This window comes from Flagellimonas crocea (assembly GCF_033441595.1).
Lineage (GTDB): Bacteria > Bacteroidota > Bacteroidia > Flavobacteriales > Flavobacteriaceae > Flagellimonas > Flagellimonas crocea.
In genome coordinates this window covers 1-26,620 of sequence record NZ_JAUZVX010000006.1, presented here as the reverse complement: position 1 = coordinate 26,620, position 26,620 = coordinate 1, and the positions used below count along the sequence as shown (strand labels likewise).

General features: G+C 42.3%; 22 protein-coding genes. 13 read left to right on the top strand and 9 right to left on the bottom strand.

Translation table 11 applies throughout. From position 1 onward, the window contains the following. Positions 1 to 9: 9 nt before the first annotated feature. From SD449_RS17495 to guaA, 4 genes are read right to left on the bottom strand one after another with little or no spacing between them, the layout of a single operon-like run. Entirely contained in the window at positions 10 to 549 is a 540-nt protein-coding gene (locus SD449_RS17495; RefSeq protein WP_318312423.1) for a DUF922 domain-containing protein, read from the bottom strand. Next, complete coding sequence (locus SD449_RS17490; RefSeq protein ID WP_318312422.1) at positions 537 to 941, bottom strand: OsmC family protein; 405 nt, start codon at positions 939 to 941, stop codon at positions 537 to 539. Before SD449_RS17490 ends, SD449_RS17495 begins: the two co-directional genes overlap by 13 nt. Then, the gene (locus SD449_RS17485; RefSeq protein ID WP_318312420.1) at positions 919 to 3,099 is read right to left on the bottom strand and encodes a LysM peptidoglycan-binding domain-containing protein; all 2,181 of its coding nucleotides are present in this window, start codon (positions 3,097 to 3,099) and stop codon (positions 919 to 921) included. Before SD449_RS17485 ends, SD449_RS17490 begins: the two co-directional genes overlap by 23 nt. Next, positions 3,096 to 4,628 (bottom strand): glutamine-hydrolyzing GMP synthase, encoded by a 1,533-nt coding sequence (guaA, locus tag SD449_RS17480; RefSeq protein ID WP_318312418.1) that lies wholly within the window; start codon positions 4,626 to 4,628, stop codon positions 3,096 to 3,098. The genes SD449_RS17485 and guaA overlap by 4 nt, the downstream gene beginning before the upstream one ends. A gap of 205 nt (positions 4,629 to 4,833) precedes the next feature. On the opposite strand from guaA, the gene pgmB reads away from it, so the two are divergent. Further along, complete coding sequence (gene pgmB, locus SD449_RS17475) at positions 4,834 to 5,493, top strand: beta-phosphoglucomutase (protein WP_318312416.1); 660 nt, start codon at positions 4,834 to 4,836, stop codon at positions 5,491 to 5,493. A 212-nt stretch (positions 5,494 to 5,705) separates the two neighbouring features. Here the strand turns inward: pgmB and bshC are convergent, their stop codons facing one another. Then, positions 5,706 to 7,310 carry a bacillithiol biosynthesis cysteine-adding enzyme BshC gene (bshC, locus tag SD449_RS17470; protein WP_318312414.1) on the bottom strand — a complete coding sequence of 535 codons (1,605 nt, stop codon included), beginning with the start codon at positions 7,308 to 7,310 and terminating at the stop codon, positions 5,706 to 5,708. A gap of 159 nt (positions 7,311 to 7,469) precedes the next feature. Between bshC and SD449_RS17465 the strand changes: the two genes are divergently transcribed. The 6 genes from SD449_RS17465 (at position 7,470) to SD449_RS17440 (ending at position 15,434) form a co-directional block, all read left to right on the top strand. Continuing rightward, entirely contained in the window at positions 7,470 to 9,917 is a 2,448-nt protein-coding gene (locus SD449_RS17465; RefSeq protein ID WP_318312413.1) for a M14 family metallopeptidase, read from the top strand. Positions 9,918 to 10,030: 113 nt separating this feature from the next. Continuing rightward, entirely contained in the window at positions 10,031 to 11,353 is a 1,323-nt protein-coding gene (locus SD449_RS17460; protein WP_318312412.1) for a carboxypeptidase-like regulatory domain-containing protein, read from the top strand. A 60-nt stretch (positions 11,354 to 11,413) separates the two neighbouring features. Beyond that, complete coding sequence (locus SD449_RS17455) at positions 11,414 to 12,466, top strand: S66 peptidase family protein (protein WP_318312410.1); 1,053 nt, start codon at positions 11,414 to 11,416, stop codon at positions 12,464 to 12,466. A gap of 158 nt (positions 12,467 to 12,624) precedes the next feature. Beyond that, a complete protein-coding gene (locus tag SD449_RS17450; protein ID WP_318312408.1) occupies positions 12,625 to 13,800 on the top strand; it encodes a type III secretion system chaperone family protein in 1,176 nt (391 codons plus the stop codon). Positions 13,801 to 13,818: 18 nt separating this feature from the next. After that, on the top strand, positions 13,819 to 14,898 hold the full coding sequence (locus SD449_RS17445; protein ID WP_318312406.1) for a trypsin-like peptidase domain-containing protein: 1,080 nt from the start codon (positions 13,819 to 13,821) through the stop codon (positions 14,896 to 14,898). 11 nt (positions 14,899 to 14,909) lie between these two features. After that, positions 14,910 to 15,434 (top strand): porin family protein, encoded by a 525-nt coding sequence (locus SD449_RS17440; protein ID WP_318312405.1) that lies wholly within the window; start codon positions 14,910 to 14,912, stop codon positions 15,432 to 15,434. Between the two features lie 98 nt (positions 15,435 to 15,532). On the opposite strand, the gene rocD is transcribed toward SD449_RS17440, so the two are convergent. Then, the gene (rocD, locus tag SD449_RS17435) at positions 15,533 to 16,813 is read right to left on the bottom strand and encodes an ornithine--oxo-acid transaminase (RefSeq protein ID WP_318312404.1); all 1,281 of its coding nucleotides are present in this window, start codon (positions 16,811 to 16,813) and stop codon (positions 15,533 to 15,535) included. 250 nt (positions 16,814 to 17,063) lie between these two features. Between rocD and rlmD the strand changes: the two genes are divergently transcribed. The 4 genes from rlmD to SD449_RS17415 are packed head-to-tail and all read left to right on the top strand — an operon-like array spanning position 17,064 to position 20,101. Next, positions 17,064 to 18,476: a 23S rRNA (uracil(1939)-C(5))-methyltransferase RlmD gene (gene rlmD / locus SD449_RS17430; protein WP_318312403.1), complete on the top strand. Its 1,413-nt coding sequence runs from the start codon at positions 17,064 to 17,066 to the stop codon at positions 18,474 to 18,476. Positions 18,477 to 18,506: 30 nt separating this feature from the next. Further along, a complete protein-coding gene (locus tag SD449_RS17425) occupies positions 18,507 to 19,025 on the top strand; it encodes a DUF6452 family protein (RefSeq protein WP_318312401.1) in 519 nt (172 codons plus the stop codon). Beyond that, on the top strand, positions 19,006 to 19,761 hold the full coding sequence (locus tag SD449_RS17420; RefSeq protein ID WP_318312400.1) for a DUF6048 family protein: 756 nt from the start codon (positions 19,006 to 19,008) through the stop codon (positions 19,759 to 19,761). The genes SD449_RS17425 and SD449_RS17420 overlap by 20 nt, the downstream gene beginning before the upstream one ends. Before the next feature lies 1 nt (position 19,762). Then, positions 19,763 to 20,101: a VOC family protein gene (locus tag SD449_RS17415; protein ID WP_318312398.1), complete on the top strand. Its 339-nt coding sequence runs from the start codon at positions 19,763 to 19,765 to the stop codon at positions 20,099 to 20,101. A gap of 144 nt (positions 20,102 to 20,245) precedes the next feature. On the opposite strand, the gene SD449_RS17410 is transcribed toward SD449_RS17415, so the two are convergent. Beyond that, positions 20,246 to 21,409, bottom strand: a complete 1,164-nt coding sequence (locus SD449_RS17410; protein WP_318312396.1) for a THUMP domain-containing class I SAM-dependent RNA methyltransferase — start codon at positions 21,407 to 21,409, stop codon at positions 20,246 to 20,248. Positions 21,410 to 21,465: 56 nt separating this feature from the next. Here SD449_RS17410 and SD449_RS17405 point away from each other — a divergent pair, with 56 nt between their 5' ends. Together SD449_RS17405 and SD449_RS17400 are read left to right on the top strand one after the other, a co-directional pair. Further along, complete coding sequence (locus SD449_RS17405; protein ID WP_318312394.1) at positions 21,466 to 22,152, top strand: ZIP family metal transporter; 687 nt, start codon at positions 21,466 to 21,468, stop codon at positions 22,150 to 22,152. A gap of 112 nt (positions 22,153 to 22,264) precedes the next feature. Further along, positions 22,265 to 24,523, top strand: coding sequence for an Ig-like domain-containing protein (locus SD449_RS17400; RefSeq protein ID WP_318312392.1), 2,259 nt, complete (start codon positions 22,265 to 22,267; stop codon positions 24,521 to 24,523). A gap of 7 nt (positions 24,524 to 24,530) precedes the next feature. On the opposite strand, the gene trhA is transcribed toward SD449_RS17400, so the two are convergent. Next, positions 24,531 to 25,166 (bottom strand): PAQR family membrane homeostasis protein TrhA, encoded by a 636-nt coding sequence (gene trhA, locus SD449_RS17395; RefSeq protein WP_318312391.1) that lies wholly within the window; start codon positions 25,164 to 25,166, stop codon positions 24,531 to 24,533. 6 nt (positions 25,167 to 25,172) lie between these two features. Continuing rightward, complete coding sequence (locus tag SD449_RS17390; RefSeq protein WP_318312390.1) at positions 25,173 to 26,510, bottom strand: amidohydrolase family protein; 1,338 nt, start codon at positions 26,508 to 26,510, stop codon at positions 25,173 to 25,175. Between the last annotated feature and the right edge of the window lie 110 nt (positions 26,511 to 26,620).

Sequence of the window (26,620 nt, the reverse complement as noted above, 5' to 3'; positions counted from 1 at the left end):
AGCACAAGTTCAATATGAACTTTCATTTTTAAGCGCACTCGCAATTTTTTGGTTCCATTCCGCTTGTTTTTCCCTGTTCCGGGAAAAATTGGTCTGCCAGTCATACTTTTCCTGATAGTCCTGCAGCTCCCTTAAAATATCGGTATAGATTTTTCTGACCTCGGCCTTTACATCATCCGAGAAGGAGGTACGGCGAAGTTTTTCACGCATTTTTCTGGCAAAAAGTTCCGTAATGTCAAAGTGAAGACGCTCGTGCGCCAAGGTGTTTTCGTTGCACAGTTCGGGCTTGTACCAAGATTCGTTCGGGTAAAAATAGGCGTTCACCTCAAAATCCAGCTTCACCTCATGATGCAAAAGATTGGCAGAGTACGAGTAACTGATACCGCTTGCTGTGGTTGCCGCAGATTCTTCTGCCGGAGGCACTTTTCCCTTAAAATCCGACCAATTAAGGCGCTTGTTTTCATTCCATGGAACAACTTCCTCGATTTCTTGCGAAAAGCCCAAAAAACCAAGAAGTATAATGATCCCTAAAATGATTACTTTACCCAATTGAAATCGATTACTTTTTCAATATCAGGATGCAAACTGTAATGTACCGGACAGGTGTTGGCGGTATGCACCAATATCTTACGGTTCTTTTCGGACACTGATGCCGGTAGTTCAAACTTGACCTCGATCTTGGAAATCCTCCGTGGATTCGCGGCCATGTGCTTGGTCACCTCAGCGGTCGACCCTGTTAGATCTATTTCCAAATCCCTTGCCTTGATGCCCATCATGGTCATCATGCAATTAGCTAGTCCGGTGGCCACGGTATCGGTTGGAGAAAACGCTTCGCCCTTGCCATTGTTGTCCACCGGGGCATCGGTAATATACTCGTTTCCGGAACGCAGGTGTACGCATGTGGTGCGCAGGTTTCCGTTATAGGTTACTTTTGAAGTCATCCTTTGGCTTTACTTCTTTAATTTGTAGGTTATCGTACTCCATGATAAAAGATGCTCTATTGAAATAGCCCGAGGTCCAATCATTCAAATAATCGAAACCGTTTCCGGCGTATTCGGTAAGACCTATATATTTTGATGTTTCAAAAAGATTGTTCTTGTAGGCTAGCTTCAACAATACATCCATGGTAAGGTCGAACCCTCGTACGGCATACCTATCGGGGAAAACCCCATTGTACTTTTTCATATATGCCCTAGTGAAGGAATCATTGTCCGATTCCCTGTTTATAGAAGGGTACGTGAACTTAAGGTTGGACAAATGTGTCCTCGACACGGCATCGTCATCAAAGGCAGCGTTGTAGTTTGTGGTGAACATACGCACCTTGATCAGCCTTTCTCCTTCGGAGTTCATCGCAGCGGTGTTCGCAGAATTTAAAATGGATGTGACACTGGCCACCATGTTCGGTTGGTCTGTTTCCAAAAAGACCCAGTTTTCATTGTCCTCTGAAAGTTGTATCAAAAATTCATCCAGATGCAAAGATTTGTTGTCGATTACCTTGGCTATCCGGGCCGAAGGAAACTTGCTCAAAATGGAATCGTGCGCCACTTGATGCGTAGAGTCTGCAATAATTATGATATTCTCGTTCTTATGTATTTTTTCTACGTAGGATAGCATTTTATCCCTAAGAATGGCGTCCGTGGGCACTGAGAAGAACACATTGCCATGGCTCAATTTACTGTCGGAGGAAATAGGTGCTATCACGGGTATATTTTTTGCAGATGCCTGCACGGCTACTTCATCCAAAGGGCCTGCCGCCAATGGGCCTATGATGGCATCCACCCCGTTGAGGTTCTCCCTGAACAAAATTTCTTTGACTTTGGCCTGATCCAACTGGGTGTCATACGTCTTTACATCGACCGATACTCCTAATTTTTTGATAGAATCCAATGCCACCATGGCCCCGGTGTAAAAACCAAGGCTCAGGGCCAGGTCCCTGCGGTTTTTTATAAGCTCCTCGGCTTTTTCTGTGTCGGCGACATTTACCTTGTCCAATCTAAAGGGAAGCATAAACACCAATTTGGGTCTATTCTCCACATTGATGCTGTCCACCAAATTGATCTTGTCCAATACCAGTGCATTCTTCACCTCTAATTCGCCAGCCTTTTCTTTGGGCAATTTTAGCACCATTCCAGCTTTAAGCCCATTTTCCAGTGCGGGGTTCAACCGGAACAGGTCATCACGCGTAATTTTAAGATTTTGGGTGATTCTAAAAATGTTCTGTTTGGGCTTTACTTCGTAGAAGATAAAGTTATCGGTATTCACAATTCCTTCTTTATCCTTCTTTTTAGGAAGTCGGACTACCATGCCTTCCTTAAGTCCGCCCTGTTTCATGATCTCTGGGTTCAACCTTACGATGGAATCCGTAGGAATACCGTATTCCCTGCCCAAACTGTAAAGGGTCATTTTTGGTGGAACGGTATAAGATGTAAAGATTTCCGTTTTTTGTTCCTTAAGACTGTCCCCTTTCGGCCGAGGCAATTTAAGTTCTTCCCCTGCGGCCAAATAATTGGTGTTCTTGTCCAGTTTTGGGTTCAGTACCAACAGACTGTCTACGCTTATTCCATATTTATGGGCGATGCTCCATCGGGTTTCTTTGGGTTGAACGGTATAGACCTCAAAATCCAATTCTTTTTCCTCTTCGGGGTCAACCTCTGGGAATACCGGAATTTGAAGCACCATACCCTTGTCCAGAACTTCTGAATATAACCTGGTATTGTACCTTTTGAGTTGCTCTTCAGTAATGTTGTATTTCTGGGTCAGGCCGAAAAGTGTTTCCTTTCTGCGCACCCGATGGCGGGTAAAACGGATTGGTTTGATTTCTTCCTTCTGGTGTTCTTCCTCCTTGACCACTTTCTTTTCCTCAAACGGTTTCACGCTCAATGGAATAATAAGGATAGTGTTCACCTTTACGTCGGAAGCACTTTTAATTTCCTTGTTGGCCTGTAATATGCTGTACGGAGTTACCCTGTATTTTTGGGATATACTCTTAAGGGTCTCCCCCTCCTTTACGGCATGTGTTGCATAGTTTTGTGCAGAGACCGGTACCATGGCCAATAAAAAGACCACGGTAAAAACCAGTCGTAAAATATTTTTTTTCATTCCCATTCTATAGTTGCCGGTGGTTTTGAGCTAATGTCATACACCACTCTATTAACGCCTTTAACCTTGTTTATTATATCATTCGAGGTCTTTTGCAGGAATTCATAGGGCAAATTTACCCAATCGGCCGTCATACCATCGGTACTTTCCACCGCTCTGAGCGCCACACATTTTTCATAGGTACGCTCATCTCCCATAACTCCTACACTATCTACGGGCAAAAGCATGGCTCCGGCCTGCCAGACCTTGTCATAAAGTCCCCATTTTTTCAATCCCTCAACAAAAATGGCATCCACTTCTTGCAAAATAGTCACTTTTTCCGGGGTTATGTCCCCCAAGATACGGATTCCAAGACCAGGTCCGGGGAACGGATGCCTTCCCAAAATTTCCGCGGGCATATCCATACTGGCCCCTACTCTCCTTACCTCATCCTTAAACAGCATTTTCAAGGGCTCCACTACTTTCAATTTCATATAATCGGGCAATCCTCCGACATTGTGGTGACTTTTTATCACTGCTGATGGCCCTCCACTAGCTGAAACGGATTCAATTCTATCCGGATAAATGGTGCCTTGGGCCAACCATTTTGCATTTTCCACTTGGTGGGATTCGTCATCGAAAACCTCGATAAAAACCCTTCCTATGATCTTTCTTTTTCCTTCCGGGTCGGACTCACCTTTCAAGGCATCCAAAAAACGTGCCGAAGCATCGACGCCCTTAACGTTCAGTCCCATGTGCTTGTATTGGTCCAGAACGCTCTCGAACTCATTTTTGCGCAAAAGACCGTTGTTCACGAAGATACAGTAAAGGTGGTCTCCAATGGCTTTGTGGAGCAACATGGCTGCTACGCTGGAATCCACTCCTCCAGAAAGACCCAAAATCACTTTTTCGTCCCCTATCTCTTTTTTTAATTCTTCAACGGCTGTTTCCACGAAAGCATCCGGGGTCCAATCCTGTTCCAGACCTGCAATGTTCACCAAAAAGTTTTCCAACAGTCTTTTGCCATCGGTGGTATGGTATACTTCGGGGTGAAATTGAATCCCATAGGTTCTTTCACCATCTATCCTGTAAGCGGCATTCTCCACATCGTGGGTACTTGCCAAGCGAACAGCTCCTTCGGGCAGTTCCTTAATGGTATCGCTATGGCTCATCCACACTTGGCTTCCTTCGCCCAAACCCTGTAAAAATTCTTCATTTTTCTTCACGTAGGACAGATTGGCCCTTCCGTATTCGCGGGTTGCCGATGGGGCAACATTACCACCATGAAAGTGCGACAAATATTGCGCCCCGTAACAGATACCGAGCAGTGGCAACTTACCTTTTATTTGGGATAGATCCGGGTGCGGAGCCTTATCCGACCGAACTGAAGATGGCGATCCCGATAGGATCACTGCCTTGTAGTACGATAAGTTTTCGGGCAACTTGTTGTATGGCTTAATTTCCGAGTAAATGTTGAGTTCCCTCACGCGCCTTGCGATCAATTGAGTATACTGGGAACCAAAGTCTAGGATGAGTACGTTGTTATGCATGGGCAAAAATAGCAATTTGCTTTAGTTGCAAAAGTATCTTTTAAAGGATATTTATGACAAGTTTTTCCACGTAGTTATTCCAACGGGTTATCAACAAGCCCTTCATTTTGGGTGAATCTTACATTTTTCTATGAAAAATCAAACCCTTATATAATTTTTTTCTTAGGTTTTTTCCTTATTTCTTTGCTTTAAAACAACACAAACCATGATCAAGGGTTTTATTTTTGATTTGGACGGTGTAATTACGGATACCGCCGAACTTCACTATGAGGCTTGGAAAAAGTTATCGGATGAAATGGGCTGGCATTTTGATCGCGACCTGAATGAATCGTTGAGGGGAATTTCGAGAATGGATTCCATAAAAGTGATCATGGATCACAATGGGGTATCCCTCGACAGGGAAACCATCGTTGAACTGGCCACGAAAAAAAACGACATCTACGTGGAAAGTTTGGACAGTATGACACCCAATGATTATTTGCCTGGTGCCAGGGAGCTTTTGACTCATTTACGTTCGGAAGGATTCAGCGTGGCGCTGGGAAGTGCAAGCAAGAATGCCCATAAGGTTTTGCAACAGCTCAAGGCCACTCATTATTTTGATGTGATCGGGGATGGAAACAGTGTTTCCAAGAGCAAGCCCGCTCCCGATATTTTTCTGTATGCTTCGGAAAAACTGGGGCTGCAACCGCAAAACTGTATTGTTTTTGAAGATGCCGAAAAAGGAATCGATGCCGCCAAAGCCGGAAAATTCCATAGTGTGGGCATTGGTCCAGAAGAACGGGTAGGACACGCGGATATTCGGTTCAACACCATGAAGGAGGCGACGCTGTTCGAGGTCAAATCTTACTTTAAGGAACTGTTCTAAAATTGTTTGACTCTAAAAAGCAAAAAGCCCCGGGAACCACTCCGGGGCTTTTCAATAAAATCAAAACCAACCTAAACATATGAGTTAACCAACTCAAAAAGTTTACTTTTTCATAGCAATTTTCATGTATATAACAACCGGAAGAAAAAATACCCTACCTGGATTTTATTTTTTTTCTGAACGAAGAATATTCAGTGGCAGGGAATAGCTATTTAACGACGCCTTAAAATGGTAAACTGATCCGAGAATGGATCCAATTTTTCCAATAACAAAGGAATCAAAGTGTCGCCCATTTCCAAATACATTTCTGAAAAGTTAAGCTGTCTTTCTTGCAGCGACTGGTTGGGGAACAATTCGTTTTGAAGATCTGTCAACCGCACCACATGGTCCCGCAATTTTCGTTTTTGGGCTTTTAACAGGCGCTTTTCAAGAGCATCCAGACCTTTCTTCTGTTTTACCTCTTGCGCCTTTACCGCGCCCAAGAAACTCTTATCGGTTTGTTCCGCGAGTTCGTACATGTGCTGGAACTGTTCTTCCAGCAGCTTTTTTTGGGGCGAAAAATCAATGTCAATATTGGAGATGTCCCTGATTTTTTTATTGATGAGCGAATGCTGCTTCATGAATAAATGAGAAACCTTCAATCCCATTTTTTCCACTTTTTCGGACTGCTTTTCGGTTATCAGCAAAGCTGAATTCCGTAACATCAGCATAGGAAATGTGATTCCGACCTCATCAAAATAGGATTTTAGCTCCAACCAATAAGCCAGCTCCCCTCCTCCTCCAATATAGCAGAGGTTGGGCAAGATCACTTCTTGGTACAGGGGACGTGCCACCACATTAGGCGAAAATCTTTCGGGGTGTGCGGACAACTCATCTAAAAGTTCTTCCTCCGAAAAATCAATATGGGTATTGATCACATGGAATTTTCCCTTTTTCTTTATAATTCGTTCCCGTATGCCATCCTTCAAATAAAAATAATTGATTTCCCTAGGGTTTACCTGAATGTTGTAATCGGAGGAAACCTTCTCCAATGCACCTATCGTCTCCATTATTTTTTCATTGGGCGTGTGGTCCAAAATGTCTTTTTTGGCATAAGGGATCAAAAGTTCCTTCAAATCCTTATCATCACCATCAACAATTACCAAACCTTGATCTTTAAACAACTCGTTGGCAAGGTAACGGGTTGCTTCCGTCAAGGTTTCATGTTCCAAATATGCGTTTTTGAACAGCTTTTTTAATTCCTCCGTCAATCCCAAATTACCCAATTCTGCCGAGAAAATCTCGAACACATCATCCAGCCCATCTGTGGAAAGTCTACCCACCGCACCGGCTGCTCTCCGGTTCCAATGGACCTTTTTGCCATGGAGATTGAAAAAATTGATTTCTTCAAAATCGTGATCCTCCGTCGCCATCCAATAAACCGGCACAAAATGATTTTTAGGATGTTCTTTTTGGAGTTTTTTGGAAAGATTGATCGTGGAAACAATTTTATAGAGGAAATACAATGGCCCTGTGAACAAATTCAATTGATGCCCTGTGGTTACAGTGAAGGTATTTTCCGCCGATAGCGCGTCGATGTTCTTTTGTGTAGTGCCGCTTACCTCAATGCCTTGGTATTGTCTTTTTAAGGAGCTTACGAGCACTGCCCTGTTGGATTTTGGATAGTTTACCGCCTTCTCGGAAATCTGTGCCGTAAAATTTTCGGGTAGCGGAAATCGGTTAAAAAAAGGGGCCAGCACTTCTTTTTGGTCAATATAATCGCAAATAAGTTGGGAAAAATAACCGGTGTCCTTAAAAGGTATACATTCTACTTCCATTAAATCTGTAATGAGGTTTTCAAAGATAAGTCTCTTCTTTTTTTCTCAGCCTAAAAATACGTTAATTGAATTTTTCACAAATTTAAGTTGGCAACCCCAATAAAATTAGGATTCTGCTTCAATTTATTATTAGATTTGGTTAAACCAATTAACCTTAGCATGACCAAATTTTTATTTTCCCTCATTGTTTTAGCATCGATTTCCCTTTCTGCACAGCAACTTAAGTCCCCTTCTGAATTCTTGGGCTACGAACTTGGAACCCAGTTCACCCGTCATCATGAAGTTGTGGATTATTACGAATATTTGGCCGAATCGGCCCCGGATAGGGTAAAGCTTACGGTGTATGGGAAAACCAACGAGCGCAGGCCATTGATACTGGCATACGTGTCGTCCGCGGAAAATTTGGCCAACTTGGAAACCATCAGACAAGAGCATTTAAAGGATACCCAAGGAGCGGGAAATTCCTCAAAAGCCATCGTTTGGTTGAGCTACAACGTGCATGGCAACGAGAGCGTGAGCACCGAGGCCTCCATGAAGACGATTTATGAACTCTTGACCCAAAAGAGCTCGTACCTGGAAAATACCGTTGTGATCATGGATCCATGTATCAATCCGGATGGGCGGGACCGATATAGTAACTGGTACAACCAATATAAGAACACACCTTACCAAGTGGACCCCAATAGCAAGGAGCACCACGAAGGTTGGTGGAGCGGGCGCAGTAACCACTATATGTTCGACCTAAACCGCGACTGGGCGTGGCTTACACAGGTAGAAAGCCAACAGAGGCTTAAAATGTTCAATCAGTGGCTTCCTCATATCCATGTGGACTTTCACGAGCAGGGAGTGAACAACCCCTATTATTTTGCTCCTGCCGCAGAGCCCTATCACGAAGTGATCACTGATTTTCAAAGAAATTTCCAAGTGACCTTGGGTAGAAACCATGCAAAATATTTTGATGCGAATGGCTGGTTTTACTTCACCAAAGAAGTTTTTGATCTTCTTTATCCCAGCTATGGTGATACCTATCCCATTTATAACGGCTCCATTGGAATGACCTACGAGCAAGGCGGCAGCGGAAGGGCCGGACTGGGAATAATCACGGATATTGGCGACACACTGACCTTGAAGGACAGGATTGCACACCATTTTACAACAGGGATTTCCACGGTGGAAGTTTCCTCTCAAAATGCGGAAAAATTGAACGAAGAATTCAGGAAATTCCATGAAAACAAAAATTTCAAGTATAAAAGCTATGTGCTACGGGGCGACAAGGACAAATTGAAGGCCCTGAAATCGCTACTGGAAAAACATAACATAAAATACGGTGACCTTGCGAGCGGTTCTTACAAAGGCCATGACTATAGCACTGGAAATACGGGCAGCCTGTCCATTAAAGAAAATGGTATGGTTGTCTCCACCGACCAACCCAAAGGTACCTTGGTCAAAGTTTTGTTCGAGCCCAATGCAAAACTTTCGGATTCGCTCACTTATGACATCACTGCTTGGTCCTTACCCTATGCTTATGGGCTGGATGCAATAGCGTCCACCTCTCCCATAACTGGTCAGGAGTCACAGCAAAGAATGGGCTCCTCCAGTATTGATCCCGGAAGTTATGCTTACCTCACCGATTGGAACAGTATGGATGATGCCCGCTTTTTGGCAGCTTTGCTCAAGGAAGGCATTCGTGTTCGAAAAGCAGACCATCCGTTCAGTATAGAAGGAAAATCATTTGACCGTGGCACTTTGATTATTACCAAAGGTGATAACGAACATGAAGAAGGGTTCATTAAAACGCTTCAAACCTTGGCGACCCAATTTGAAAAAGATATCACCGCTACAAGTACCGGTTTTGTGGATTCTGGAAAGGACTTTGGATCTTCTTCCATTCAAATGATCACCAAACCCAAAATTGCAGTATTGTCGGGAGGTCCTACTTCGACCCTTCGGTTTGGGGAAATATGGCACTTTTTTGAGCAGCAGTTGCATTATCCCCTCACGGTAATCGATGATGAGTATGCCAATAGGGTGGATTTGAACGAATACAACATTCTTGTTTTGCCCGATGGCCGATACGGAAACCATTTTAATGAGGACCAACTGGGCGAGCTCAAGGACTGGGTAAGAAAAGGAGGAAAGATCATTGCCATGGGCGGTTCCATCGATGCTCTTGACGGTGAAAAAGGCTTTGGAATAGAAAAAAAGAAATTGGAAAAGGATTCCAGTGAAAACACCCCCCAGCCCTACAAGGATTGGGAAAGGGAACGGATCAAAGGTGCCATTACAGGTGCTATCTTCAAAACCAAGGTGGACAATACCAATCCATTGGCCTACGGGTATGGTGCGGATTATTTCTCGTTAAAATTGGGAAGTAGTGCCTATGAATACCTAGAAAACGGAAACGCCGCTTATTTGGAAGAAAACGCAAAACCATTTTCAGGCTTTGCCGGTACCGAGGCGCTCAAGAAGATTTCTGGGTCATTGATTTTCGGAACAGAAAACTACGGGCGTGGCCAAGTGATATATATGGTGGACAATCCTCTTTTCCGTGGATTTTGGGAAAATGGGAAGCTATTTTTTGCCAATGCGCTTTTTATGGTTGACTAAACATCCTTCTGCCTGATTTAAAGACAATTATTGCTTTTTTTAACTAGCATATTGTATGTTCTTATATCCCGTTTTTGTATATTTATTAATAATAATAAAGAAAAATTGCGGATATGAAACTGAGAACCTCTTCACTGATTGTAAATTTAAGATCTAAGGCATTTGCGTTGTTCACAATATGTGCCTTGTCCATGTTGTGGCCGGGAGAATCTCTGGCACTCCAACAAGAAGACGATGTTAGCGTAGACTTTGATCAGTATAGTGGTGAAGTCACGGAAGAATCAAGCAACAAACCTTTGGTTTTTGCCACCCTTACTGTGGAAGGCACCAATATCAGCACCATTACCAACACCGAGGGCAACTTTCTTTTAAAGGTGCCAAAAAACTATACGGACAGAAATGTTATGGTCTCTTTCTTGGGGTATAGGACCAAGGCCATTCCACTTGCGAGCCTACAGCCCGAAGGCAATAAAATTTCGCTGGAGGTATCCATTACCCAACTTTCCGAAATAAACATCAATGCCCCAAAAGATGCATTGGCACTGGTAAAGGAAACCTTGAAGAACCGTGACCAAAACTATTTTGAAGATCCGGCCCTAATGACCGCTTTTTACCGGGAGACCATCAAAAAACGCAGAAAGAATGTTTCCTTGGCAGAGGCGGTGGTAAGTGTTTACAAGACTCCGTACAGCTCCACAAGGGATGATGCCGTAGAACTTTACAAAGCCAGAAAAAGCACGGACTACAGCAAATTGGACACAGTGGCCCTAAAACTTCAGGGCGGTCCCTACAATACGTTGTATGTGGATATGATGAAGTATCCGGAGTACATATTTTCCGAAGAATCCCTGGCCAACTATAAATTCTCTTTTGATCGTTCCACAAGAACCAACGATAGATTGATCTATGTGATCAGGTTCGATCAATACGAAGGTATTGCCGAACCTCTTTATCGTGGGGAACTCTTTATTGATGTAGAAAAGAAAATATTGACCGGTGCCATTTTCTCGTTGAACATTACAGATAGGAACATGGCAGCACAGCTCTTTGTCAGAAAAAAACCGGCCAAAGTGGATGTTTGGCCCACAGAAGTTTCTTACCGTGTGGATTACAGGGAAAAAGACGGAAAGTGGTTCTATGGATACAGCAGTGTTTTTATGGAGTTTAAAGTGGATTGGAACGATAAATGGTTCAATTCACAATACAGTATGACGGCGGAGATGGCCATTACGGACTGGGAGAAAAATATGGATGGCGACAAACCGAGATATCGGGAAAGAATTAAAAAATCCATCATCCTGAGTGATGAGGCCTCTGGGTTTTCCGACCCTGACTTTTGGGGCGAATACAACATTATTGAACCTGAAAAATCCATTGAATCGGCCATCAGAAAAATCCAGAGACAACTACGCCGCGAGGAAAGAAACAGTGATTAGTTAATGATTTTCTTCTAAATTTTGCGCATTTTTATCCCTGCTTTGCATAATTCGAAGAAAATGTCCAAAAGAAGAAGCTTTATAAAATCGGCAACAGCGCTTGGCGCGGCCACCCTATTACACCAAAGAAGCTGGGGAAACCTGCCTACTGCGCAGAACAAGACCAAGATAAAGCCAAAGAAAATAAAGCTTGGGGACACTATTGGTCTGGTAGCACCTGGTTTTGCCATAAAGCCGGAAACGCTTTATCTCGCATTGGAAGCATTGGAAAAAATGGGGTTCAAAACCTATCATACCGATCGCATAAAAGGCAATTACGGCTATTTTAGCAATACCGACGAAGAACGGGCAAAGGATGTAAACGAAATGTTCGCCAACCCCGATATAGATGCCGTTCTTTGCGCAAGGGGCGGTTATGGCTGCACACGTATCCTGGATCTATTGGATTACGAGATCATTGAAAACAACCCGAAAGCCTTGATCGGCTTTAGTGACATTACGGCATTGCTCAACGCCATCTATAAAAAAACAGGACTGGTAGGCTTTCATGGACCTGTGGGCAGCACCATTGACGACGAGTACAGTCAATCCTACTTTAAAAAGGTGTTGATGGAACCCCAGGAATCGCTTGTTATAAAAAATGCCATTCTCAAGGATCCAAAGCAATACCGCAACAGCGAATACTACCGATATACCATAACCCCGGGAATTGCACAGGGCGAACTTGTAGGAGGAAGTCTCTCCTTGGTTACCGCCATGGTAGGCACTCCCTATGAAATCGATTTTACCGATAAACTCGTTTTTCTGGAAGATGTGGAAGAGGCTCCATACCGAATGGACCGTATGCTCACCCAACTCCTCAATGTGGAGAGTTTTTTAAACGCTAGAGGGGTAATCTTCGGTGTCTGCAAAGGCTGTGATCGCAAAAGAACAACGGAAAACTTTACACTCAAAGAAGTCATCACGGACCGAATTTCCCGATTGGGTGTCCCCGCAGTTTATGGTATGAGCTTTGGTCACATTCCACAAAACGCTACTATTCCCGTTGGGGTGGAAGCATCTTTTAACGCTCATAAAAAACAATTGCGGCTCATGGAAGCAGCTGTCCTCTAACAAAGGACCCGATTCTCAGAAATCACATCTTCTTAATTTTTTTCATCGTTTTTTTAAAAAAAAGACGATATTAGTCCGGCTGTTTCATCACAACCTCTTCAGAAACAGCACCTCAGCCTCGTTTATATCTGAATTGTAATTTATTAACCTACGAATCTATGAAAAACGTACTACCTAGGTTTCAAAGACCTATTGTTAGTAAGGACGACCCACGTATGGATGTTTCTTACTGGACCAAGGCAATGGATGCCTATGATGCCAAAGATTATCGGACCGCCCTGATCGAAACCATCAATTACATCAACTCCAATGTTCTGGAAAATTGCTCCACCGAAGGAGATATCCAAATTGTCCAAGGACAGGGTTCGGCGGAAATCCATATTTCCATCACAAAGGACACTTTTACCATTACGGCACCTTTTGTGAAAATTACCGAACAGACCAACAAAGTTGCGCTGTTCCGAAGGGTGGCCGAAATCAACTTTAATCCATTGACTTTGACACAGATTCATCTCAAACAGGATACGCTTTGGTTTGAATATGAAACACCAATAGCCCTGTGCCAACCCTACAAGGTCTATGATCTATTGCGTGAAATCAGTGTATATGCGGATAATTATGATGATGAATTCATAGACAAGTACAAGGCAGATTTTTACCAAGAACCAAAAGTGACGCCCCTAACGGAGGAGGAAAAAGAAAAAGTTTGGCAGCAGATCAGTGAAATTTTGGAGGACTACAACAACTTCAGCCTATTTTTCAAAGAAAAAAGATGGGATGATTTTCAGTGGGACATTATCGTGGTCTCCTTATTGAAAATTGCAAACATCCCATGCGTACACGGTTCCTTACGGACCAAACTAGAAGAATATGTGGCCAACTTGTTCAATGGGCAAATCGATTTTAACCACAGGATAGACAAAGGCGTAAACTTTATGCAAAAACTTCTTGAAAAACCGAAAGAAGAGTTTTTTGAGAACATCTATCATGCTGAGACACTGATTTCCTTAAAATGGCGGAGCTCCACAGAAATAGTACAGAATTATGCCCAGAACATGGAGAAATATGTGAACACCTACATTAAGGACAATAACAATATGATGCTCTGTTACTATCTGCAGTACTCTCTTCTAAAATTGATTTATGACTACAACTTGGAAGAGCATCAAAAGAATGCCATCTACGATGTTCTTGAAAAGGTTTCCGGGAAAGAAATGCATGAGGCCAAGCCCATGTTGCTGCATACCTATCAGAGCTTTTTAGAGGGTAAGATCAGTGGTGCCCATTCCGGAAAGCCTGCTAAAAAAAGCCTTTTTGCAAAATTATTCAGTTAATAAAAAACATACAATCAAGTGGAAAATATAAGGAAATCAGTATTCAAAATCGTTACGGCTTCCGGTACAGGAAGTGGTTTTACCGTAGATGGCCACAATCATATCATCACCAATTACCATGTAATCAAAGGGGATAAAACGGTGGCCGTGGAAGACTATAAAAAAGATAGGTTCGTGGCAAAGGTGGTTATGGTGAATCCAGAAGTGGACCTCGCCTTTTTGAGCATAGATGGGTTTGAGAACACCCAGGCGGATATCACATTACAGGAAGAAATCGTAATTGCCAATACCCAGAGAATTTTTATAAATGGCTATCCCTTTGGTATGCCCTACACCATTACCGAGGGCATCGTGTCATCCGTGAGCCAGCCCATGGGCAGTAGAAACTATATCCAAACGGATGCCGCAGTGAACCCGGGCAACTCCGGTGGCCCCATGTTGAACGAAGCTGGAGTGCTTGTTGGTGTGACCACTTCCAAATTCAACAATGCCGATAATGTCGGGTTTGGGATCAAACATACGGACCTGATAAAGGAACTTAATGATTTTGCCGTTCTGCAAAATACCGTACACTACAATGTAAAGTGCAATTCCTGCGATAACTATACCGATCAAGAATCCGAATTCTGTAGCAATTGTGGCAACAACATGGATATATCGATTTGGGAGGAATTTGAGAAAAGCCATTTTGCCCAATTTGTGGAAAGCGCCCTCACCGACCTTGGGATTGACCCAGTGTTGGGAAGAGCTGGCAGGGATTTTTGGCAGTTTCACCAAGGTAGTGCGCTTATCAGGATTTTTGTGTTCAAACGCGATTATTTGGTAGCGACATCACCCATGAACAATTTGCCAAAACAAAACATTCAGGAACTCTTGACCCATTTGCTGGAGAAGAATGTGGAACCCTATTATTTAGGTATCCACCAAAACCAAATCTATCTTTCGTATAGGGCACACCTTTCTGATATTTTCACCGATCACGCCGAAACCATCAAGGAAAATCTAAAGAATCTTGCCTTAAAGGCCGATGATCTGGACAACTTTTTCGCGGACACTTATGGCTGCGAAATGTCCATTGAATCCAAGGAAGAAATATAGCCGGGTCAAAATTGCAACAAGGGTACAATAGTTTTCTATCAATTGTTGCGACATTTGTATTTGTTTGTTCTACCCAAGCTCAAGATGTTCGTTTTGGGGCCACAGCCGGTTTCCTGAATGTAAGGGGTAGCGTTAAAGCTGAGGGAATCAGTGTTTCCGCTTCGGAGTCCGGGTTCTATGTAGGCGCTGTAGCTGACTTTGGTGTGTCTGAAAATTTCAGTATCCAACCAGAACTGCTTTACGGTGTTATCGATGAATCGGACGGTTTGCTTCTTCCCATTCTAGGAAAATTCGCTATTTCTGAAAAGTTCAATATTCAGGTTGGTCCACAATTGGTTTTCTCGCTTGAAGAAACACCCGAAGATTTTAGCAGCGTTGAATTCGACATTGCAGGTGGACTAGGCTACGACATCGACGAAGACTTTTTTATCGAAGCTAGGTACACGTTCCAAGTGAACAACTCCTATACCGGTAGTGAAGATGTGAAAGTTAAGGGCAATTACTTGACCGTTGGATTGGGCTACAAATTCCTGTAACAACATTTAGTTATCATAAAAAAGGCGGGCAAAGAAATCTTTGCCCGCCTTTTATTTTTCGGGACCTTCTGGTTGAATCAATAATAAGGTCCGAACTTTTATTTCTGAAATTCCTTTAAGGTCTTGATGATAATGGATACGCAATCCATCAATTGTTCCCGGTTCATTACCAAAGGCGGTGCAAATCGGATAATGTTACCATGGGTAGGCTTTGCCAGCAGTCCGTTTTCCTTCAGTGCCATGCAAATATCCCAGGCCGTAGAACTCTCTTCGGAATCATTGATCACAATGGCGTTCAACAATCCCTTGCCGCGGACCTTCACCACCAAATCGCAGGTAGGGATAAACTTGTTGAGTTCTTCCCGGAACAATTCACCCAATTCATAGGCATTCTGGGCCAAATTTTCTTCTTTGACCACCTCAAGGGCCGCAGTACTCACCGCCGCGGCAACAGGGTTCCCACCAAAAGTGCTCCCATGGCTACCGGGGGTGATCACTTCCATGATCTCATCATCTGCCAAAACACCGGAAACGGGATATACTCCTCCTGAAAGTGCCTTTCCCAAGATAAGAATGTCCGGTTTAACCTCGGGTGTACCACTGCAATTTTTATCCTCGCAAGAGCAATTGCCACAGGTGGCCAAAAGCCTACCGGTTCGGGCCACGCCCGTCTGCACTTCATCTGCGATAAAAAGTACATTGTATTTTTCGCAAAGGGCCTTGGCCTTTTTCAAATACCCTTCGGAGGGCACATAGACCCCGGCTTCGCCCTGAATGGGTTCCACCAAGAAACCTGCTACGTGCGGATTGCTTTCCAGTGCCTTTTCCAAAGCAATAAGATTATCGTATTCAATCCTCACGAACCCTTCGGTATACGGCCCATAATTTTCCCTTGCCACTTCATCATTGGAAAAGGAAATAATAGTGGTGGTCCTTCCATGAAAATTATTTTCACAAACAATCACTTTGGCTTGGTTCTCAGGAATGCCCTTCTTTTCGTACGCCCATCTTCTACAGATCTTTAAGGCAGTTTCTACCGCCTCTGCCCCGGTATTCATGGGCAATAGCTTATCAAAACCAAAGGTTTCCGTCACATATTTCTCGTACTTCCCCAACATATCATTATAAAAAGCACGGGAAGTCAAAGTAAGGTTCCGTGCCTGATCTATCATGGCACCAACAATCTTGGGATGGCAATGCCCTTGGTTTACTGCGGAATAAGCCGAAAGAAAATCATAATATTTTTTTCCTTCCACGTCCCACACGTAAACCCCCTCGCCCTTGCTCAAAACCACGGGTAGCGGGTGATAGTTGTGTGCTCCGTACTTGTTTTCCAAATCTATCGCTTGCTGCGACGTTAAATGCTCTAAAACAGCCATTTCATTAAATGATTAAAATTGATAAAATAACCATTCCTACTGTACCTTTTTTCTTTCGAAGTCCCGATAGCAATCGGGGCGAAAAAGCAGCGTGGGAGAGAAATCATCCCTTGGAGTGCCCGCAAATTACAAATTTATTGCTGAAAATATAATTTTTCCAACGCTCATTACAGTCAATCACACCAAAAGTTTAAACGCAATTTAAGAAGTGGTTTTCCACGAAATAGCAAAAAGAACTTACTTTTGCGGCATGCGTAAAAACAGAAGAAGAAAAACGTTCGAAAACGTTGAGGTAGTCGATGCAGGTGCAAAGGGGAAATCCGTGGGCAAGACCCCGGACGGAAGGGTCATTTTTTTGACCAATGCAGTGCCCGGCGATGTCGTGGACGTAATGACCACGAAAAAACGAAAAGCTTATTATGAGGGTGTTGCCACCGATTTTCACACGCTTTCCGATAAAAGAACAGAGCCGGTATGCGAACACTTTGGAACCTGTGGAGGTTGCAAATGGCAAAACATGGGGTATGAGCACCAGCTCCACTTTAAGCAAAAAGAAGTAGAGAACAATTTAAAGCGCATTGGCCATTTGGAACTTCCCGAAACATCATCGATTCTTGGTTCCAAAAAGCAATATTTTTACAGGAACAAAATGGAATTCTCGTTTTCTGATAGCCGTTGGTTGACGCAACGTGAAATCAATTCGGAAGAGGAGATTGAAGATAGAAATGCACTGGGCTTTCATATACCCGGAATGTGGGATAAGATCTTGGACATTAAAAAATGTCACCTACAGCAGGACCCATCCAATGCAATCAGGTTGGAAGTGAAAAATTTTGCCAACAAAAACGGCCTTGCCTTTTTTAACCCAAGAAAACAGGAAGGGCTTTTACGAACCTTGATGATTCGTACATCGTCCACGGGAGAAATTATGGTGCTTATTCAGTTCTTTGCAGATGATGCTACGAGCCGAGAGTTATTGCTGGGGCATCTGAAGGAAACATTTCCTGAAATTACCTCCCTGCTATACGTGATCAATCCCAAAGGCAACGATACCATTTACGACCAAGAGGTGGTCTGTTATTCTGGCCGCGACCATATTTTTGAGGAGATGGAAGGGCTTCAGTTCAAGATCAATGCAAAATCCTTTTACCAAACCAATTCCGAGCAGGCCTATGAACTTTATAAGGTCGCACGCGATTTTGCCGGTCTTGCCGGGAACGAATTGGTCTATGATCTATATACCGGAACGGGCACCATAGCACAATTTGTCTCAAAAAATGCAAAAAAAGTGGTTGGCGTGGAATCGGTACCGGAAGCCATTGAAGATGCCAAGGCAAACGCGCGGCACAACGATATTTCCAACGTGGAATTTTATGTGGGAGACATGAAAAATGTGTTCAATGACGATTTTATTGCCAAAAACGGTCGGCCCGATGTCATTATCACCGACCCTCCAAGGGATGGCATGCACAAACAAGTGGTGGAGCAACTGCTGCAAGTGGCACCGCCAAAAATTGTGTACGTGAGCTGCAACAGTGCCACCCAGGCGAGAGATTTGTCCCTTATGAAAGAACTATACGAAATTGTAAAGGTGCAGCCCGTTGATATGTTCCCGCAAACGCACCACGTTGAAAATGTTGTACTTTTGAAAAAACGGGTATAATTTTTGAACCAAAATCCACAAATAACCTGAATGAGAAAAATAATTCCCATCCTACTTATCATTACAATACTGGGGTATGTTTCCTCTTGCGAAAAGGACGATATCTGCGTTGATGGTGACACCCCGCTTTTAGTGATCGGTTTTTTTGACATTAACGACACCACCGTGGCCAAAAGGGTTTCTTCCATCCGCATCAGAAACATTGATATAGATAGCATCCTGACCAACGACTCTTTCACCGATCGTTCAAATTCGCCCGATTCGCTGCGCGTTCCTTTAAGAAGCAATGCGACCACTACCACCTATGCCATCATTTCGGGTTCAGCGGATAATGACGAGACCGATCAGGAAACTGGAAATATTGATACGTTGACCATCACCTACGAACTTGGTGAAGCTTTTGTTTCGAGAGCCTGTGGTTTTGTGGCCAATTACAATAATATATCCGTTACCGTACCGGAAAGTGAGGAAAACTGGATTCAAGATATTAACGTGGTCAAATCTAACGTAGAAAATAGCAATAACATCCATGTCAAAATATTTCATTAGTATCTTCCTTGGACTACTGCCCATTATAGCGCAAGCGCAAGGTGAACCCATAGATCTTTCGCAAAAAGACACCGTGGTCTACAAGGAGAGATATGGTCTTCGTGTTGGGGCCGACATTAGTAAACTGATACTTTCCTTTGCTGACGAAGATTACACAGGACTTGAACTGGTTGGGGACTACCGGCTTACCCATAAACTATACTTGGCAGCAGAAATTGGCAACGAGACCAAAAGACAGGACGAAAATCTTAACAATACGGTCCTATATGATTATGAAACCTCTGGTAGCTATATAAAGGCCGGGGTGGATATGAACACCTATGAGAACTGGTATGGGATGAACAATGCCATTACCATAGGTGGTCGCTATGCAGTGGCAAGTTTTAGCCAAACATTGAACGATTACAGCCTTTATGAAACCAGTCAGTTCTTTAATCCGGATTTTCTGCCCGGTGAAAATCCCAATCGGGAGTTTAGTGGCCTTTCCGCTTCTTGGTTGGAGTTTGTGGTGGGGGCCAAAGTGGAGCTATTTGCCAATATCTTCGTGGGAATGAGCGCACGTTTGGGGTATCTTATCACAAACAAGGAAGATGAACAATTTCCAAACCTTTGGATTCCCGGGTTCAACAAGGTCACCGACGGCAGTAATTTTGGGGTGAACTACAATTACTCCATCAGCTATTTTATTCCTCTTTATAAAAAGGACAAGAAAAAGAAAGAAGAAAAAGGCCAATAGAATGAAGACACCTATAGATTACATCGAATTCAAGACCACCGATATAGGGCAAACCAAGAAATTTTATAAGGAAGCCTTTGGATGGGTCTTCACCGATTATGGCCCCAACTACACTTCATTTTCCAAAAATGGTGTTGATGGCGGTTTTGAACTGACCACCGAACCGATTGTAAATGGTGTACTGGTCGTGTTGCATCATGACAATCTCGTTGAAATCAAAGAAAAAGTACTTGCTGCAGGTGGTAAAATCGTAAAAGAAATCTTCGAATTTCCTGGAGGCAAAAGGTTCCATTTTGCGGACCCATCGGGAAACGAGCTCGCTATATGGTCCGAAAAATAAAAGGAGCCCCGCTAGGGACTCCTTTATCAAAATTTGGTTGAGTTAGTTAGTTGTGTTTTAAAAACACGTCCAAATCTAAACATTTATTTTGCTTTGCGCCAAATCATTTTTTGGCAATCCACCTCTAGTTTGTTATAAATATCACTAATTGTTATTGTGAACCTTGGTTTTCTTACTGCCCTCATAAATATCATATTTCACCAATCTGGCCTCCAATTTTCCATTAAAGGCCTTTATTTTTCTGGATGGTTTTAGCCCTACGTGCTTTAATGCCTCAAGGTTGGAAGTAATCAACCATGCCTCCGTTCCCGGGTAACACTGTTTTAAGGTATCTCCTATTTTACCGTAAAACGCCTCCATTTCTATAGGCAAACGTTCACCATAAGGGGGATTGAATACCATGTGCAATTTTCCGGTCACTGGTTTATCGGTCCTGAAAAAATCCTTCCGGTCCACCGTAATATACTCCATTAAGTTTGCATGCTCTATATTCTCTTGGCACTTCCTTACCGCAGATGGCGCTTTATCATGACCTATAATTTTATAATGGAATTCCCGGACTTTTTTCAGGCTGGTGTCCACGATTTTGTGGTGCAGCTCAGAATCATAATCCTTCCAATGCATAAATGCATAGGACTCCCGGTTGATGTTCGCTGGAATATTGCAGGCAATCATGGCGGCCTCAATCAAAAAAGTTCCACTTCCGCACATAGGGTCAAAAAAATCGGTTTGACCGTCCCATCCGCTCTGAAGCAAAAGACCTGCCGCCAAGACCTCGTTAATCGGAGCAATGTTGGTCAAAATACGGTACCCACGTTGATGAAGCGAGTTTCCCGAACTATCCAATGAAACCGTACAGGTATTTTTATAAATATGGATATTGATTCGCACATCCGGGTCCTGGGTCTTCACATTGGGCCTATCCCTTACCAAGTCCCTAAATTTGTCCACAATGGCATCTTTTGCCTTGAGGGAAACAAACATGGAATTGTCAAAAACCTCTGTATTGGCAATACTGTCAATGGCAAAGGTTTTCTCTATATCAAAATAACCTGGCCAATCCAGGTCATAAATATGCCTATAAAGATCTTTCTCGTTAAAAACCTGAAAGGTCTTGATAGGTTTAAAAACTTTCAATGCCGTTCTAAGACACAGGTTGGCCTTGTACATAAAGCCGGTATCCCCTTCAAAAGTTACGTTACGAACCCCTTCTTCCACATGGCCAGCACCCAGATTACGTAGTTCCTTCGCCAAAATCGGCTCGAATCCGTAAAGGGTTTTGGCCATCATCTTAAAATTTCCTGACATGATCCTGTAATTTCTTTCAACAAAAATAGACTATTTTTGCTCCCTTGATTTAGAGCATGAATTTTCCTTCCAGCATCATTTATATTATTCCCATTTTGGCCGTTTGGGCAGGTTTTGCTTTTGTTTGGTTCTCAAAACCCAAGAACAACGACAACATTAAGCTCTTGTTGGCCTTTAGTGGTGCATTCCTATTGTCCTTAACGTTTTTTGAACTATTGCCCGATGTTTATGCGCATGATAATCCCAAGACCATTGCACTTTATATTTTGGGAGGAATATTGCTGCAGGTATTTTTGGAGTTTTTCTCCAAAGGAGCAGAACATGGGCATATGCACGTCCATTTGGAAGAAAACAAATTCCCTACGTTGCTATTTTTGAGTTTGTCCATACATGCTTTGGTTGAGGGGGTTCCCATACATGATAACGATTCCATTCTTTACGGAATCATCATTCACAAGATTCCGATAGCCATCATTTTGAGTATATTTTTGATCAATTCAAAAATGAAGTTGGCCACTACCCTATTGTTCATCGCCTCTTTTTCATTGATGACCCCTTTGGGCAGTTATATCTCCACCTCGCCTTGGATAGCCAATTATGGGCATTTATTGACGGCCTTGGCCATTGGGGTGTTTTTCCACATATCCACCATTATCCTGTTTGAAAGTTCCCAGGGCCATTCCTTTAATCTTCGTAAAGTTCTCGTAATCATTTTAGGAATAGGGATTGCCTATTTGGTTTAAAACAACACATATAGTCTTACCTACTTTTTAACGAATTTCCCCACCCTTTACAGGTTGAAGTTATTCAATCAAATAGAAAAGGTTTAGATTTAGGTTCGTTTAAATTGCCACAATGAAATTAACCAACCTAAATTATCTCATACTTTTTTACGCACTCTTGTTGTTTTCTTGTTCATCAGATTCTGATGACCCCAATTCAGAACCTGATACTGTAGCACCTACAGTTGATTTTACCATTGCAGGCGTACCTGATTCCGAAAACTCCCAAACCGTGGTGGTCAGCAGTCAAATTCAAATTAATGTTGATGCAGAAGACGAAAGAGGAATAGCAAAAGTGGAAGCATTTATCAATGGAGAAAAAGTTGGGGAAGACACTACCGCGCCCTATCAAATAACAATTGATATTTCGGGCTTTGCCTCCAAAACAGCTGGAACATCAAAATTCCAGGATTATGTGCTTAAAATCTTAGCTACCGACACTTCCGGAAATGAGACTTCCAAGGAACAAGTAATCAACATCGATAATGAGATTCCTGTCATCTCCAATATTTCCATTTCGGAGAATACTATCATTGGGGGCGACTTAAATGAAGTTACCTTTGATATTGAAGAAAACCAAGGTTTGGAATCCGTTGAAATCTATCTCAACAACCAACTGTATCAAGAACTTGATACCGACAGTTTTAGTTTTAACTTGCAAACATCAGGTCTAACAGACGGAGCAAACACACTTAAGATTGTAGCACGAGACTTAGCGGACAATATTGCTCTTTTTGAAGTTCCTTTCATTTCTGATAATACAGGTCCAGTGATTGATTTAAATTCCATCGAAGCCAATCAAATTTTAGATAAACCCATCGTACTATCTACTTCTCTAACAGATGAGTACTCAACGGTAACCCATATTGAGATTTTACTTACAGATATAGAAATATTAACCGCAGCTGTTGAATTCACCGCGTCTACAGAAGGTATAGTTGAGTTGTTGGATTTTGACCCGAATCAGTATCCAACTGGACCTGGCACATTCAAAATTATTGCAAAAGATGCACTATTGAATACTACCGAGTTAGAAATCCCAGTAACTATTCTAAGACGTTTGCTCGAAGTAAACATTCCAGCCAATTATTTTCAAAATAATCTTGAAGTAATACTTTTTCTTTCCAAACTGGATGGCTCCCTATTGGATGAGTCCATAGTTTCACAAGATGAGCAACAGATTGTTTTTAGAACTGCCTTGGATTTGGAACCGGAGGATAAAATGATGTTAACCTTCGCGTTAAACAGTCCTAGCTATAATAATGATTTCGCAAGATTTTATTCTATTTCAGATATTGACATCAATGTACTTCCTATCATCAATCTAGACTATAAACCGATATTGGAGCACAGCTATGAATATTATCAAGCTAGTGGTTTTACTACGGATGACAGACATGCAGTAAGGGCTGCAAGTACTAAATATCAAGGTAATTTGGTTTGGGATGATTCAAATAGATTCCAATTCTATAATATGGATTGTTCCACTTGTCCGGCATATGAAATGGAGAATTACTACTTTATAATATTAGATTCTGATACACAACCTTACCAATATACATGGATACCAGCTCCGATAGATGATAATACCGTTTTAGATAAACGAAACTTTACCACAGCGGGTATCGAACAAAGATTCGTACAAGCTTACAACCTCCCATCGAGTAATTACCAACTTCATTTGCAAATTTTGGGCTATTTAAATGAAGAAGAGTTTATAGGTGATAATTATCATCTAATGGATGAAAATTCAATAAGCTATTGGGAAGTAGGTCCAAATGGCATTGGATATAATTATAATGATGACTTTAAATCCTACGCTACTAAAATCAAACTACGCAATTATCAACCCTCAACTCAAGGTTACCAGCTTACAAGTTTTGGATCAGTAATCGAGTCATTCACTGTTCCAGAATGGACGGTTGATTGGGTTGAAACCAATAGAGAAATTACCATAAACAAATCCAGTTCAGGTGATATATTGGGAAAAATTGAACTTGGAATAGATAATCATGGAGATGAAAATTTTGTTCCGTACGATTGGAACATAATTTTCAACAGTGCTGAAACAAGTTCGGTTAAAATTCCAGAATTACCTGAGACCATAAAGTCATGGGATTTTTATACCCATTTTGTGGAGAAAGCCCTCTTCATTCAACAAGTGGATATCAAAAAATATGAAGGTATTTCTAATTATGACGATTACTTACAAAAAGTGATAAAAGATAATAAATCTCCTCATTTGGCATCCCCTAGAATAGAAAGTGTATTCAATAGAAATCCATTGGCTACCAGCGATTCCTATGACTACTTTTATTGGCTATTTGATTAGAATCCATTTAATTTAATATTTCAAGTATTAAGTACCAATGTGAAATTGCTCCTCCTAGCACAAAAAAATGCCATATCAAATGATTGTACGGTATTTTTTTTACAGCATAAAATATGATTCCAATCGTATAAAAAACACCTCCTAGCGAAAGATAGAACAATCCTGCGGTTGACATATGCTCCAATAAATAAGGTAGGTCTATTACGATAAGCCAGCCCATCACACCATATAGCACTAAAGAAAATGCTTCAAATCTTCCTGTAAAAAATATTTTAAGCACTGTTCCGAACAACGCAATGCCCCACACCAAATAAAACAACAACCATCCTTTTGAGGGCAAAAGCACTGTAAGACACACAGGGGTATAGGTGCCAGCAATCAAGTAGTAAATACTGATATGATCTAGAATCCTTAGCCGTCTTTTGAGTTTGGGATTTTCCACCGCATGATAAATGGTGGAGGCGGTGAACAACAAAATCAAAGATGAAGTATAGGTAATGATGCTTACCTTCATAAAAGGGATGTTGCCCAAATAGTTTTTAAATAAAACCACTCCCCCTATGACAGCAAATACAATTCCAACAGCATGGGAGTAGGCATTTAATTTCTCCTCAAGTAAGACTGAACGTGATTTAAATGTCAAGAAAAGCTATTTATACTGTTTACCATGTTTCACCACTAAATCCACATCTTGAAGCAGGTTAATATATCGCAACACATCACCTTTTACAGCAATAATATCGGCATATTTACCTGGTGTCACCGTTCCTACCTCGTCCGCCACTCCCATCCAAAGGGCAGGCCAATACGTAGCAGACCGAATGGCATACATAGGATCAATCCCAAACTCGTTTACCCAAACATCAAGCTCATTCCATGTGGATTGGCTATGAAACTTCATTGGAATTCCACTATCTGTGCCGATCAATAACACCACACCGGCATCCAATAATTGTTGTACTTTGGTCTGTAAAGTTGGTCTTCGCGAAGGCGTTAATTGAAAATAAGGAAGTCTATCGGGATGTTTAAAACTGTTTTTGATGTCGGTGATGACCGAATCCGGTAATCCCAAATGCCATGAATCATTGTCCAGTACCTCTTGATGGTCCCGCAAATATTCATAATTATATAGTCCTTCCACGGTCGGACACCAAAACAGAGGACCTTTGTTCATTTGGGCAGTACGCTCCTCAATCATCTTTATGATATCATCCGGATAACTTGGCGCAGATGATAATCCTGTATGTTCAAAACAATCTACCCCTACTTGCAACCCCCTACGGATTTCTTCAGGTCGATGTCCATGTGCCACAACCTTTAGGTTATGTTTGTGTGCTTCGTCCACAACAGCATTCAGCTCTTCCATGGTCATTTGGTCATGGTCAATCAGTTTGATGACATCTACTCCAGCATTGGCCAATTTCCTTATTTTTTTTCGACCGTCCTCAGGACCATTGACGCCCCATCTAAAATCCTCCGTTCCTGGATACGGTTCATGTTGGATAAAAGGTCCGGAAACGTATAAAGTCGCCCCTGGTATTTTTCCTGAATTGATGGCATCCCTCACAGCAATACTTTCTTCCAACGGCGCTCCCAAATCTCGGGCGCTGGTCACACCCGCCAACAACAATTGGTGTGCAGAAGCCGGCATGATAACATCTTTGAGCAAAGGAGGATAGGTTTTGTCCCAGTAGGCGTAGTCGGCATGACCATTGATCATAGTATGCACATGCATATCCCAAAGACCTGGCAGTACGCTCATTCCTTCTGTGGATATGATTTTTGCATTCTCCGGTATAGGAAGAGTTTCCACTGTTCCTACAGCCTTAATACGTTCGCCTTCAATAAGGATTACACTATTTTTGATGGGTTCTGAGCCGTACCCATCAATCAATGTTCCTCCTACCAGAGCTTTTAAATGGCTTTCTTGGGAAAACACACAAAATGTGATAAGTAAAAAATAAAGGGTTAGTTGAGATTTCCGCATGGTTGGTTTTGTTTTCACTAAAGATAATGCATAAAAACAAAAAAAGGCCCTTCACTTTTGTGAAGGGCCTTGAGGAAGGCGGCGACCTACTCTCCCACCTGGTGTGGCAG